At 63.2% G+C, this 12,897-nt stretch carries 14 protein-coding genes and 1 tRNA gene; 7 read left to right on the top strand and 8 right to left on the bottom strand.

Translation table 11 applies throughout. From position 1 onward, the window contains the following. Positions 1 to 25 precede the first annotated feature (25 nt). From PGN37_RS08810 to PGN37_RS08790, 5 genes are all read left to right on the top strand, one after another. Entirely contained in the window at positions 26 to 1,252 is a 1,227-nt protein-coding gene (locus PGN37_RS08810) for an Nramp family divalent metal transporter (protein WP_335330650.1), read from the top strand. Then, on the top strand, positions 1,253 to 2,317 hold the full coding sequence (locus PGN37_RS08805; RefSeq protein WP_335330649.1) for a poly-gamma-glutamate hydrolase family protein: 1,065 nt from the start codon (positions 1,253 to 1,255) through the stop codon (positions 2,315 to 2,317). A gap of 82 nt (positions 2,318 to 2,399) precedes the next feature. Continuing rightward, positions 2,400 to 3,131 carry a DUF1365 domain-containing protein gene (locus PGN37_RS08800; RefSeq protein WP_335330648.1) on the top strand — a complete coding sequence of 244 codons (732 nt, stop codon included), beginning with the start codon at positions 2,400 to 2,402 and terminating at the stop codon, positions 3,129 to 3,131. 16 nt (positions 3,132 to 3,147) lie between these two features. After that, a complete protein-coding gene (locus tag PGN37_RS08795) occupies positions 3,148 to 3,756 on the top strand; it encodes a sigma-70 family RNA polymerase sigma factor (protein WP_335330647.1) in 609 nt (202 codons plus the stop codon). Continuing rightward, complete coding sequence (locus PGN37_RS08790; protein ID WP_335330646.1) at positions 3,753 to 4,475, top strand: anti-sigma factor; 723 nt, start codon at positions 3,753 to 3,755, stop codon at positions 4,473 to 4,475. Before PGN37_RS08795 ends, PGN37_RS08790 begins: the two co-directional genes overlap by 4 nt. Here PGN37_RS08790 and PGN37_RS08785 read toward each other — a convergent pair. Beyond that, on the bottom strand, positions 4,472 to 5,566 hold the full coding sequence (locus PGN37_RS08785) for a glutamate--cysteine ligase 2 (RefSeq protein ID WP_335330645.1): 1,095 nt from the start codon (positions 5,564 to 5,566) through the stop codon (positions 4,472 to 4,474). The two genes, PGN37_RS08790 and PGN37_RS08785, sit on opposite strands and share 4 nt — an antisense overlap. Positions 5,567 to 5,694: 128 nt before the next feature. Between PGN37_RS08785 and PGN37_RS08780 the strand changes: the two genes are divergently transcribed. After that, on the top strand, positions 5,695 to 6,519 hold the full coding sequence (locus tag PGN37_RS08780; RefSeq protein ID WP_335330644.1) for an LLM class F420-dependent oxidoreductase: 825 nt from the start codon (positions 5,695 to 5,697) through the stop codon (positions 6,517 to 6,519). Positions 6,520 to 6,525: 6 nt separating this feature from the next. On the opposite strand, the gene PGN37_RS08775 is transcribed toward PGN37_RS08780, so the two are convergent. The 3 genes from PGN37_RS08775 to PGN37_RS08765 are packed head-to-tail and all read right to left on the bottom strand — an operon-like array spanning position 6,526 to position 8,013. Then, positions 6,526 to 6,795 (bottom strand): cytochrome C oxidase subunit IV family protein, encoded by a 270-nt coding sequence (locus PGN37_RS08775; protein ID WP_335330643.1) that lies wholly within the window; start codon positions 6,793 to 6,795, stop codon positions 6,526 to 6,528. 1 nt (position 6,796) lies between these two features. Continuing rightward, a complete protein-coding gene (locus tag PGN37_RS08770; protein ID WP_335330642.1) occupies positions 6,797 to 7,363 on the bottom strand; it encodes a cytochrome c oxidase subunit 3 in 567 nt (188 codons plus the stop codon). Then, the gene (locus PGN37_RS08765) at positions 7,360 to 8,013 is read right to left on the bottom strand and encodes a hypothetical protein (protein ID WP_442932891.1); all 654 of its coding nucleotides are present in this window, start codon (positions 8,011 to 8,013) and stop codon (positions 7,360 to 7,362) included. Before PGN37_RS08765 ends, PGN37_RS08770 begins: the two co-directional genes overlap by 4 nt. Positions 8,014 to 8,156: 143 nt before the next feature. Here PGN37_RS08765 and PGN37_RS08760 point away from each other — a divergent pair. Next, positions 8,157 to 8,229, top strand: a tRNA-Arg gene (locus PGN37_RS08760). Positions 8,230 to 8,438: 209 nt separating this feature from the next. Here the strand turns inward: PGN37_RS08760 and queC are convergent. Genes queC through PGN37_RS08740 form a run of 4 tightly spaced genes read right to left on the bottom strand, consistent with a single transcriptional unit; the run spans position 8,439 to position 12,521 of the window. Next, the gene (gene queC / locus PGN37_RS08755; protein WP_335330763.1) at positions 8,439 to 9,119 is read right to left on the bottom strand and encodes a 7-cyano-7-deazaguanine synthase QueC; all 681 of its coding nucleotides are present in this window, start codon (positions 9,117 to 9,119) and stop codon (positions 8,439 to 8,441) included. 14 nt (positions 9,120 to 9,133) lie between these two features. Then, a complete protein-coding gene (locus PGN37_RS08750; protein WP_335330640.1) occupies positions 9,134 to 9,571 on the bottom strand; it encodes a nucleoside 2-deoxyribosyltransferase in 438 nt (145 codons plus the stop codon). A gap of 9 nt (positions 9,572 to 9,580) precedes the next feature. After that, complete coding sequence (locus PGN37_RS08745; protein ID WP_335330639.1) at positions 9,581 to 11,290, bottom strand: SIR2 family protein; 1,710 nt, start codon at positions 11,288 to 11,290, stop codon at positions 9,581 to 9,583. Between the two features lie 10 nt (positions 11,291 to 11,300). Beyond that, positions 11,301 to 12,521, bottom strand: a complete 1,221-nt coding sequence (locus PGN37_RS08740; RefSeq protein ID WP_335330638.1) for a DUF6884 domain-containing protein — start codon at positions 12,519 to 12,521, stop codon at positions 11,301 to 11,303. Positions 12,522 to 12,897 lie beyond the last annotated feature (376 nt).

Below are 12,897 nucleotides of genomic sequence, written 5' to 3'. Positions count from 1 at the left end.
TCTCACGAATAGAAAAGGACCGCGGGTGAAGCCCGACGTCGCAGCACCGATCCGTCCGCTGTGGCTGCTGCTCGGCCCCGCTTTCGTCGCCGCCATCGCCTACGTCGACCCCGGCAACGTCGCAGCGAACGTCAGTGCGGGCGCCCAATTCGGGTTCCTCCTCGTCTGGGTCATCGTCGTCGCCAACGCGATGGCGTGTCTGGTCCAATACCTGTCCGCCAAGCTCGGTCTGGTGACCGGCCGATCGCTTCCCGAAGCCGTCGCCGAACGGATGGGCACCCCGACGCGGCTGGCGTACTGGGTCCAGGCAGAGCTGGTGGCGATGGCGACCGATCTCGCCGAGATCGTCGGCGGAGCCATCGCGCTCTACCTGTTGTTCGATCTGCCTCTCCTGATCGGCGGGGTGATCACCGGCGCGGTCTCGCTGGTCCTGCTCATGATCAAAGATCGCGGCGGCCAGAATGTGTTCGAGCGCGTCATCACCGGCCTGCTGGCGATCATCGCCATCGGCTTCTTCACCAGCCTGTTCGCCGCACCGCCTCCCGGCGGCGAGGCCCTCGCAGGCCTGGTGCCGCGCTTCGAGGGGCCGGAGAGCATCCTGCTGGCAGCCGCGATGCTCGGCGCGACGGTCATGCCCCACGCGGTGTACCTGCACTCCGGGCTCGCGCGCGATCGGCACGGCCATCACGCGCCCGGGCCGCGACGCAAGGCACTCCTGCGCGCCACCCGGTGGGACGTCGGTGCCGCGATGCTGGTCGCCGGCGCAGTGAACCTGTCGATGCTGCTCGTCGCGGCGACCACGCTGCAAGGGATGCCGGACACCGACTCGATCGAAGGGGCGTTCGCCGCCGTGCAGAGCACGCTCGGCCACACCGTGGCGCTGCTGTTCGCGATCGGGTTGCTGGCGTCCGGGCTCGCGTCATCGTCAGTCGGCGCCTATGCCGGCGCGATGATCATGCAGGGCCTTCTGCGCCGATCGGTGCCCCTGCTGACGCGGCGGCTGATCACGCTGCTGCCCGCGCTGGCCGTGCTCGCGGCGGGCGTCGACCCGAGCCGCGCGCTGGTGTTGTCCCAGGTGGTGCTGTCCTTCGGCATCCCGTTCGCGCTCATCCCGCTGATCCGGCTGACCAGTGACCGATCCCTGATGGGCGCCGACGTCAACCGGCGGGTGACCACGACCCTGGGCTGGCTCGTCGCCGGCCTGATTAGTGTGCTCAACGTGGCGCTCATCTATCTGACGCTGACGGGCTGAATGTCGGCTCGTCACCATTACTTCGCGTACGGCTCGAATCTGTCGGTCCGCCAGATGGCGCAGCGCTGCCCCGACGCCACCGATCCGCAGCCCGCCACCCTCGCCGACCACGACTGGCTGATCAACGAACGCGGAGTCGCCACCGTCGAGCCGCAACCGGGTGGGGTGGTGCACGGCGTTGTGTGGCGCGTCTCCGACCACGACCTGGCGACGTTGGACAGCGCCGAAGGTGTGCCGGTGCGATACCGGCGCGACGCACTCATCGTGCACACTGCCCATGGCCAGCGCACCGCCTGGGTCTACATCGACCACCGCGTGGAGCCGGGGCCGCCGCGCCCGGGCTACCTGGAACGGATCCTCGAGGGCGCCCAGCACCACGGTCTTCCCCATCGCTGGATCGACTTCCTTCAACGGTGGGACCCGACGCGCTGGCCCCGACGTGACGCGGACCCGGATTCCACTCCCCCACAATCCCTTTCGGAACTCTTGGCCGCGCCTGGGATCACCGAGGAGAGCGTGCTGCGCTCACAGTTCGGGTTTCTGGCCATCCACGGCGGTGGTCTCGAGCAGATGACCGACGTGATCGCACGCCGTGCCGCGGATGCGGCTGGCGCATCCCTTTACGTCGTCCATCACCCCGATCGCTACCCCCACCACCTCGCGTCGGCGCTCTACGATCCCGCGCAGTCACCCCGCCTGGCGGAGTTCCTCGGCCACATCGACGTCGCCGTATCCCTGCACGGGTACGGCCGGACGGGTCGCAGCACCGAACTCCTGGCCGGCGGCCGGCACCGCGAGCTCGCGCATCACCTCGCCGACCACATCGCCATTCCCGGCTACCGGGTGATCACCGACCTCGATGCGATCCCGCGCGAGCTGCGCGGCCTGCATCCGGACAACCCGGTCAACCGGCCCCGCAGCGGCGGCGCCCAGCTGGAGCTCTCCTCCCGAGTGCGCGGCATCAGCCCGCGCAGCGGGCTGCCCGGTGACGACGGACTGGCTCCCGCCACGTCGGCTCTGGTGCAGGGATTGGTGCACGCCGCACGGTCCTGGCGCCACATCTGACAGAGAGACACCATCCGGGCGCAATCCGCAACCCGGACCGCTCCGAATAACGGGTGTGGAACAACAGGGCGGCGCTGCGGACATGACCGCCGCGATCTACCGCACCCGCATCACGCACCTGCGGCGTGCCCCGGTGCATCACTATTTCGAGCACCGCAGCTACAGCTGGCTGATCGACCTCGATCACATGCCGAAGGTGCCGGGATGGCTTCGTGCGTTCGCGACCTTCGACCCCGCCGATCATCTCTGGCCCGCGCCCGTCGACACGCTGCGCGGCCGCGTCGATGCGTTCCTCGCCGGCAAGGGCATCGACCTGGCCGGCGGTCGGATCACCGCGTTGCTGCAGCCCCGCGTTCTCGGCTCGGTGTTCAACCCGTTCACGTTCTACTGGTGCCACAACCGGGACGGCGCACTTCGGCACGTCATCGTCGAGGTGCAGAACAGCTGCGGTGAACGGCACGCCTACCTGCTGCCGCCGTCGGGCGACTGGCCCGTGATGGTCACCAAGAAGCTCTACGTCTCGCCGTTCAACGATGTCGACGGCCACTACCTGATCAATGCGCCGCACCCCGACGAGCGTCTCGACCTGCGTATCTCGCTGCATCGCGAGAACCATCCGGCGTTCGTCGCGACGATGCGGGGAGACCGCAGACCCGCCGGGATCGCCCAGATACTCGCGCTGCAGGTCATGTCACCGCTGGCCCCGAAGATGAACTCGGTGAGCATGCGCATGCAGGGCGCGCTGCTGCGCCTGCGCCGCGTCCCGGTGCTTCCCCACCCCTCCGAAGAGCGGGAGAAGGTGTATCACTCGTGATCGGCAGGGTCACCTGATGACGGCCACCTTGCCCGTGAGGTCCGCGGTCCGCGCGGTGGCAGCCGCTAGGCTACCGCTCGTGACTGCGGAACTCGACGCTTTGCTGCGCCAGGTGGCCCGCCAGGACGTGGATGCCTTCGCCGCTCTCTACGATCAGACTCGCTCGCGGGTCTTCGGTCTGGTCCTGCGCGTCCTGCGCGATCCGGGATACAGCGAGGAAACCACGCAGGACATCTATCTGCAGGTATGGCGCAACGCGCACACCTTCGACTCGTCGGCGGGCTCACCTCTGGCGTGGCTGATGACCCTGGCGCACCGGCGTGCGGTGGACCGGGTGCGCTCGGAGCAGGCCGCCAGCACCCGGGAATCGCGCTACGGCGCCGCCAACGTCGAGCCGCCCACCGATCACGTCGCCGACGAGGTGATTCTCGACGAGGAGCGGCGCCAGGTCGCGGAGTGCCTCGGCTCGCTCACCGACACCCAGCGGGAATGTATCCAGTTGGCGTATTACGACGGTCTTACCTATGTGCAAGTTTCCGAGCATCTTTCGACGAACCTTGCCACCATCAAGTCGCGGATGCGTGACGCCATCCGCGGTCTCCGCCGATGCCTGGGGGTGACATGACCAGCCCGGAAGAACTGCTGTCCCTTGCGACGCCCTATGCGCTGCATGCGCTCAGCGACCATGAGGTCGACGACATCAACCGTCGGCTCAGCGACGCCCCGCCCGGCGAGGCCGAGGCGTTTCGCGCCGAAGTCCGCGCCGTGCGCGAGACGATGGCGGTGATCGCCGAAGCCACCGCCGTCGAACCGCCGCCCGAACTGCGTGCGCAGGTCCTGAGCCAGATCGCACGCAGCGGCGGCGGCAACGCCAGGGTGCGCGCCCTCGCGCCGAAGCGACGGCGCTGGGCCACCGTGATGCTCGCCGCGGCGGCTGTCGTGGCCGTCGGCCTCGGCGCTCTGGGAGTCGGGATCGCGATGCGCCCGACTGCTTCGGAGTCGACGACCGACCAGATCTTCGCCGCACCCGATGTGCGGACCGTGTCGGGCGAGATTCCGGGCGGCGGCACCGCGACGCTGGTGTTCTCCCGGGAGCGCGATTCCGGCGTGCTCGTGATGAACAACGTGACACCGCCCAAGGCGGGGACGGTCTATCAGATGTGGTTGGTCGCCGCCGACGGTCCGCACTCCGCGGGCACGATGGACGCCGGCGCGGTCACGCCGTCGACCACGGCGGTGCTTCCCGATCTCGGCTCGTCGAAGTCACTGGCGTTCACGATCGAACCGCCTGGCGGATCGAAGGAACCCACCACGCCCGCCTTCGCCGAACTGCCGTTGACTTAGAACTCCAGCGTCGCGTCGGCCGCGACGGCGATCACCTCACGCATGTCGTGTCGGCGCTGCCATGCCCGTCGCTGCCGCATCGCCCCGTTGCCCCGTTCGATGACGGCGGCCAACTCACGGTGTGCCACATCCTCGTCGCCGGCGACTTGCAGCGCGGGACCCACCCAGTCGATGAGTGCCTGCAGCAGCGTCGTCATCGGGACCGCGGTGTTGTCGCGCAGGTCGACACCGGTCCCGTCGAGGCCGTCACGCGCGGCCTTCCAGTACGCCGCCTTCAACGTCCACGCATCCAGCGTCGGCTGCACCTCCCCGCGTTCCTCCTCGGCGAGCGCGGTCATCACCGCGGCGCGGGCCAACACCGCGAACAGGACCGTCTCCGCCACCGTCGCGGGCACGTCGGCCACGCGGATCTCGACGGTCGGGAAGTTCGCCGACGGCCGCACATCCCAATAGACCATGCCGTCGTCGCGGATGACCTCGGACTCCACGAGCATCCGCACCGCAGCGTCGTAGTCCGCGGCGGAATCGAACCGCGGCGGCGGCCCAGCGCTCGGCCAGCGCGCCCACAGCACGCTGCGCCAGCTCGAGTGGCCGGTGTCGGCGTTGCGGTAGATCGCCGAGTTGGCGGTCAGCGCGAGCAGCGGCGGCAGCCAAGGGCGCAACCGATTCGACACCGCGACCGCTGCGTCCCGATTCGGGACCGCGACATGCACGTGGCATCCGCAGATGCCCTGTTCGTGGGCGATCATTCCGAACCGGTCGCCAATGTCGCGGTAGCGCGGCGTGTCGGTGATCGGGAAGTCGTGCGGCAGGGTCGGCGGCAGACCCACCGCGAGGAGCCGTGCACCGGTCCGGTCGGCGGCGTCAGCGACGGTGCTGCGTAGCCGCACCAGCGCGCCGCGAAGGTCGTCGGCGGTGTGTGCGACGTGTGTCGCCGTCTCGATCTGACAGCTGGTGAGCTCGAGTTGCAGGTCGACGCCCAGCTCGGCAGCGTGTTCGGCGACCTCCCGGTTCCGCGGTAGCGGTGCGCCGGACGCCGGATCGACGAGGAGGAACTCCTCCTCGACGCCGATCGTGGGAATGTCTGCCATGGCCATGCGGCCCCTGAAAATTTTGATCCGGCCCGTCGGATAGTCACAACGGGCCGGATCTGCGGGAAAAGACTGCAGCCTTAGTGCCCCTGCCGGATCCGCTTCAAACCTGTCCCTACGATCGGATCGTGGCCAAAGAGTTTCGATTCGGTATCGGCGTCATGCGCGGCACGTCACGCCGTCAGCTGCACGATTTCGCGCGTCAGGCCGAGGACCTGGGCTATGACGTCGTGCACGTGCCGGACCATCTCGGTGGCCCGGCACCGTTTCCGGTGATGACGGCGATCGCGATGGCGACCTCGACTCTGCGGGTCGGCACGTTCGTCCTCAACGCGGCGTTCTATCGGCCGGCGCTCCTGGCGCGTGATGTGGCGGCACTGCGCGACGTCTCCGAGGGCCGGCTCGATCTCGGGCTGGGCACCGGATACGTCAAGGAGGAGTTCGAGGCCGCAGGCATTCCGTTCCCCAGCGCCGGAGCGCGGGTCGACCACCTGCGCGACACCTGCGCGTATCTGGGTGAGCACCTCCCCGACGTGCCGATCATGATCGCAGGCAACGGCGATCGGGTCTTGCGGCTCGCGGCTCGGGTCGCCGACATCGTGGGGCTCACCGGAGGCGATCGCGCGGCGGGAGCCGACGAAGATCCGCTGGCAGACCGGATCGCGTTCGTGCGGGACGCCGCCGGTGATCGCTTCGGTTCGCTGGAACTGAACATCGCGATCACCGCGATGCCGCTGGACGGTTCCGGCATGCCCGACCTCACCATTCCGCGACACTTCTTGCCCGGTCTGTCCGATGACGAACTGCTGCACCATCCGGGTGTGCTGTCGGGGTCCGCCGCCGAGATGGCCGATCGTATTCGCGGCTACCGAGATCGGTACGGCATCACCTACATCACGGTGCAGGACAGGCACGCCGAAGCTTTCGGCGAAGTCATCGCGCTGCTGAAATAGGTTGCGCTACAACCACAGATAGAGCGCCGAGAGCAGCACCCACATGCCCACGCAGTAGGCCTCGAACGTGGCACGCAACGGGACCGGCGCGTGCCGCAGCTCCATGAAGTCGAGGCCGACCAGACGCACCTTGATCGCGGCGATGCCCAGCACGATCACCCCGACTGCCGAACCGGTGCCGTGGTCGGCGCCGACCACCCAGGACACGATCGTGGCGGCGACGAGGATCAGCCAGGTGAACCCGGCGCGGTTCTTCAGCAACTCGAGGACCGTCATCTCAACTCACCAGATACAGCAGCGCGAACAGGAAGATCCACAGCAGGTCCACTAGATGCCAGAAGCATGCGGCGCCCTCCACCAGTGCCGTGCGTGTGACGCTGAGTTCAGACCGCCGGGTTTGGGTGAGCAGGAACGTCAGGGCACCGAGTCCGAGGCACACGTGAAACAGATGCAGGCCGGTGAGGATGACGTAGTAGAGGTAGAAGTGGTTGGCGCCCGGGCCGTGTCCCGCGTGGGCGAGCGCGACGTATTCGGTCACCTTGAGGCCGATGAAGATCAGTCCGCAGGCGATCGCCGCACCGGCCGCGCGGGTGGCGATGGCCCGCTGGGCGGCGCGCATCGCGTTGAGAGCGAGGACGACACACAGCGAGCTGGTCAACAGCACCAGTGTGTTGGCCACCCCGACCCCGATGTGCAAGGTGGTGCGCGCCTGGTCGAAAAGCTCTGGTGCTGTTGCACGTTCGACGAGGAAGGTGACGAAGAACGCACCAAACACGACCATGTCGCCGAACAGGAAGACCCAGGTGCCGCTTTCGGCCGGCACCCGGCGCGCGGTAGTCGTCACCCCGACAGTGCCCGCTGAACCGTGATCGACTTCAGCATCACCGCTGTCGTGGTGAACAACCAGACGACGAGCACCAGCCCGGGTATGTAGAACGCGAATACGCCGTTCCACGCGAGTGGACCGTCGTTGAACACGACGACGACGCAGCCGGGCAGCGACAGCGTGGCCACCCAGAGGTTGAGGTAGCCGTACCAGCGCGGGAAGGTCGGGGTGTCGGCCTGGTCGGTGAACGCGGCGATGGCCAGCGTGATGTTCTGCACGATGATGGTGCCGACGATGCCGATGAACCACAACCAGAAGATGTCGTTGAGGGCCTGGGTGAGTTCGGCGGATCGGCCCTCGGGCCGGAAGGCTGCCACGCCGAGGAAGAACTGCGGGAAGATCAACGCCGGCACGAACACGGTCGCGGCCATCAGTTGGGTCATCGTGAGCATCCCCCAGCCGCCCTCGGCGCGTTTGATGCGCAGCACGATGGTCGCGAGGAACGGCAGCGCCAATGCGGCGCTGAGCAGAGCCCCGGAGACGCCGAAGCGGATCCAGAGCTTGTGGTCGACGAAGAAGGCGGCGATCTCGTCGGCCGGTGCAGCGGGCGACAGCGGTGGGAAGAGTTGCGCGACGCCGGAGAAGCTGGCGCCGTAGAGGACGATCATGATGCTGCCCGACCAGGCGCCGATGCGTTGCAGTGTCAGCTCCACGCTCGGCACGCTACCGGCGACACTCTCGCGTTTTGTCACTTTTGCCATATCGCGCAGGCTGGGGTTCAGCGGCCGTCGACCGGTAAGCTCCCAGCGTCGCCCCCGTAGCTCAGGGGATAGAGCACGGCTCTCCTAAAGCCGGTGTCGCAGGTTCGAATCCTGCCGGGGGCACTTTTGTGATGTCGCAGGACATCGGAATAGCTGCGGACCTACTTGAGGTCTGCGGTTTTTTCCGTTTGGGGCCTTTGGGGGCGCCGGTGGGTTGGTAGTCCCTGGTGGGGTCGAGTGTGAACTTCTCCGGTGGCGGCGTTGATGACGGTGATGTGGTGGTCTTGGGCGAGCGACAATCGCGGAATTCGCTTTCGCCAGACTCGCAACCGTCAATGCTTGTCTGTCCAGTATCGAGTCGGATCCGCCAAGCCGGCCTCGACGAATCCTGCGCGCCGCAACTGACAGGCGTCGCAGCGCCCACACGCGGCGCCGTCATCCGCGGCGTCATAGCAGGACACGGTCTCCTTGAGGTCGACGCCGAGACGACGCGCCAAAATCACAATATCCGACTTCGACAGGGAAGTCAGTGGCGCAATAACTCTGGGCGCTGACCCGTACTTTGCCCCTGCTTTTGAACCAAGATTCAGGGCAGCCTGAAACGCGTCAATGAACTCTGGGCGGCAATCGGGATAGCCGCTGTAATCGATCGCGTTGGTGCCAATGTAAATCCGCATGCAATTCCGCGCTTCGGCGAACGCGCTGGCAATGCTCAAAAACACAAGATTACGGCACGGAACGTAGGTTGCGGGAATCCCCGACTCGCTGCCACCCGCCTGCGCCTCGGGAATCGCGATTGCTTTGTCCGTAAGAACGGATCCTCCAAAATCTCCGATCGGCAGCGAAGTCACGACATGCGAGTCGACGTTAAGCGCTCTCACAATCAGTCGTGCCGCATCGATTTCGGAAGCGTGCCTCTGGCCGTAATCGAACGTCAAACAGTGGACAGCATCGGAATCACGCCGCGCAACCGCACATGTAACCGCTGAGTCCATTCCTCCTGACAGAAGCACGACTGCGTCGCCCTTCACCTCGCGTATCCCCGCGCGAGCACGGAAAGGTATTCGATAAGACCGAACTCGGAGTCGAAAGGTCCGGCAGCAAGACTGCCGACCCACATAGGGTTCCTGAAATAGCCCTCCGCGCGCCGGCTGTCCGATGTGTATCCAATACAGACCTTCTGGTGCGCAAAGGCAAAGCCCAATTCAAAGGCGACGCCGTCGTCCACTGCCGCACCATCAACGACAGCCACCAGCGCGTCAGCGGCCGAGATCGCCGCTATGTCAGCCTGGAATATCTTCTGCGAAATTGAGCGTTCTGCCGAACTTCGGCGCTCCTCGGCGAGAAGAAGCCCGTCTCTCTGCGGTAGATATACATGTGCAACCGACTCGATTGCTTTGCACAGGGAGAGATTGAAGGCACGCTCGGCGCCGGTGAACAGGGGAGCTGCTAAATAGATTCTCATGCCAGCTGCCTATGATGGCGCTGCGGCATCTGGAAGTGCCGCCCTAGAGTTCTCGTAATCTGCTAAGCGTCGGTCCAGATTGCATTCGATATAGTCTTGCCTGAACACCACATCGGCCACTGCTTTTAGCATTTCCGCTATGGTCAATCCTCCAACGTCCACAACCGTAACCCCCGCGATCCGTCCAGTTTTTCCCCCGTAAACGTACTTCGTGGCATCCTGCAGCCATTTGAAGTATTCAATGGACGCGCCCGACTGCCTATTGCGCACCAATGCGCGCATCCGAACGTCCCGAGGTTCTCCCACCAACAAAATGATGTGGCCCGACTGCACCGGTCTCCGTGCAGCATCGTCGCAAATCTCGTTGCGGAGATTTTTGGCCTTTTCAGCCCATTTGCCGGGCTCTTTCGTGAAAGTTATCGCGTCGAGAGGACAGCGATCCACGATTGAAACCCCCACTCCGCGTGTTTTCTCTTCTTCAATTATCCTGTTTTTGTTCTTTACCTGTTCCGCTACCCACTCGTCGACGTAATTACGCTCGGCCGGAGTAAGCTTATTAAACGGTTTTGACATTTCGATCGGACGCTCATCGAGCCATTCGTCGTGCGCGACCAAACTTGACAGATGTTTAAACGACGTTGTCTTGCCGACACCCGGGACGCCAGCAAGGTAGTAGACATATGAAACTGTGTCGCCCTGTCTAACCGCTTGATTTCGGATGTCATCAAGTCCGCGACCTAAAACCTGCCCCAATGCCGCGATCCCAGCGTCATCCAAGAATAAGGTGATGAGGTTGAAATTATTGAAGTGTGCGTTCGCAAGATGGCGTGCTTTCGCTTCGTCGAAAGACTTTACATCTCGGATGTGATGGACGCGATAGTGATAATGACCTGGATTAAGCACCGCATTTAGGCGAAGGAGATGTCGTAAATTTTCGTCGTTAAGCGACAATCCGATAAGAAGAAAGGTATTTTTTGTGAGGTAGTGCGTCAGAGTCGCATTGGCACCACGGACAGTGTCAAGTAGCTGATCCGCAAACTCACCCTCAGAGAAGACAAGGCCCTCACCGACACCCTCCAGAGGGTTGCGTGGAAGGAAACCATTGACGTGAAAAATGTTTCCTTTTGGCAGCCGGAAGGGAAGCCTCGCGTCGGTCATCACCTGGAACCCTCTACCGCTAACACGATTGGCGGGATTACGGTCGTGCAGCAGGAGGCGTTCGATGGTGTCATCGAAGTTGTATGTCACGGTGATTCGCGACTGCCGGATGATCGATAGATAGTTTTTATAGACTTTGTCCTCAGATTGGAGCAAAGAGAGGTCGCCCGGAACTTTTTCGTACAGACATTCCTGTATGACACTTCGCCACTCCGCTTCTAGCATTTGCGGGAATAAGGGATGAGTGCTTGTATTGTGAAGCCGACCTATCGACTGCCGATTATCGAGCGCATATTTCTCAAATAGCACCTGGGCTGCGGTCGGCAACGGATCTCCGTCATTGGCACCGACGAGCTTCCTAGCGAGAACCTTGGAGTGCTTCGCAATGCGGCCCACGAGGTCCGCCCAAACGGGGATACCCACCGATAGGCTGGCGCCCGCCCCAAACATCAAGCTGAGATTGGAGTCGCTATTCTGACGCGCCAAATGCGCAATCGCGCGCGGATATTTGGACAAAACCATTCGCTCTTGACTAGTCCACGCCCCCGAGGAAGTACTCACTCTCCGGAATTTACCAGAGCGTTGGTCGCTCGGCGGCGTCTTTCCACGCTCGCCACCCTGGTGGGGCAATAGACGCATCGAGCTCGCCGGATAGCGAGTTGGTTCCTGCCGTCAATGCCCTATCGACATACTGTGCAAAGATATTGATGAATCTGGGATCGTAATCTACGTCCGTATGGTCCACGTTCCAAATGCCGTACTTGACAATAGATGGCCGGTCGCTCCACTTGCCGAGCCAACTGCAGCTCGGCTCGTTCAGAAAGGCGCCATGAACAAGCAGAGCGATGGCATTCCGTTCGATGAACGCCCTATCGCTTTCCGGGCCGCTCTCATCGGAAATCTTCAACCATGTCACTTTCGTCGAAGCCATGAAGCTCGACACACTATTCTCCAGCCATCGCTCTGTGTCGATGACAGATGGCGTCGCCGTCTGTTCGCGACCCCAAGTAACTGGCAACTCAGCCCCATCGCGCCGGGCGATAGCGACCCCGACATGACGACGAAAAACTGACGAGCGGTGGCTACCCGAGCCTGCCACAGTCCCCAAGTGTGTCCGCAAGCGCGAACGCAGGGTTGCTTTGGATCCGGCACTGACGGCATGCGTTCCAACTCGCACAACCCGTAATTGACCAGTCATGCGTAATTCGCCGGGCTCCATGAAAAAATACACGCCGCGCTGCGGAAGGTCTTTCCTCAAGGCAAGTTCGGGAAGCCGGGCCACGGCGCCTAGTTCGGTGCTCAGTCGGTACAACTGCTGGTAGAAGTCCTCGAGGTCAACGGCCAATCTAATTCCGCCGCGAAGCGCAATCCCGAGCCACGCAAGTCGTCGACCGATACCCAAATTCTTCAAGGGGTAAAAGACGCGGCCAAAGTGTTCGTTGATAAAAACATCGATTGGACTCGAATAGGCTTTTCCAGCAAGCATCACAATCTCAGCATTGCGGGCATCAAGCTGCTGAAGCTGAGATGCCACCCTTGCGGCCCAGATCTTTTTGTCAGCTGGTTTCATACCGTTCAGAGTCACGTCATACGGATCAAGTTCGGTATCCAGATGAACGAGACCATGTAAGGCCGAAAGAATGTATATCGCGCCATTCGAGTCTGACGCCGCAGCAGCGAGACTTTTCGAAAATAGAGGCGAAGAATAGAGGTTCTTAGCAGGTGCTCTTTGAGATAGTTTTGTCGCTGAACACTGCAGTAGATATATTCTGAACGGTCTATTCTTATTCATTTTTCTTTAGCTTTTTCATAAACGTACCTCGCCGACGCCTGCCAATTTGGCCAGCAACACAAGCGAAGCTGCCGCGCTCGTATAGTTCGTGGCCGATGACCGCCAATTCGGGCTCGGAGTTTGTAATGTACTCAAGTACGCATAGCGTGTGATCACACGCAGTAATCCTCCCATCTCAGGCCCTCTCCATCGGGACACCCCCAGCGGCCGCGCACGCGATTGCGCTGTCGGACGGACACCTCCATCGCACATCGAGCTCCGACCCTAGAATTCTGCATCTCGGCCCGGCTACGTGCACGCCCTGTCTCGATACTGACCACAATGCTCGGATGAGAGCATTCATGTCTAACGTTCAGCAGTTCAGGTATGCAAGCGA

The organism is Mycobacterium kyogaense (assembly GCF_036946525.1).
Classification (GTDB): Bacteria; Actinomycetota; Actinomycetes; order Mycobacteriales; family Mycobacteriaceae; genus Mycobacterium; species Mycobacterium kyogaense_A.
This window is presented reverse-complemented; position numbering and strand designations above follow the sequence as displayed.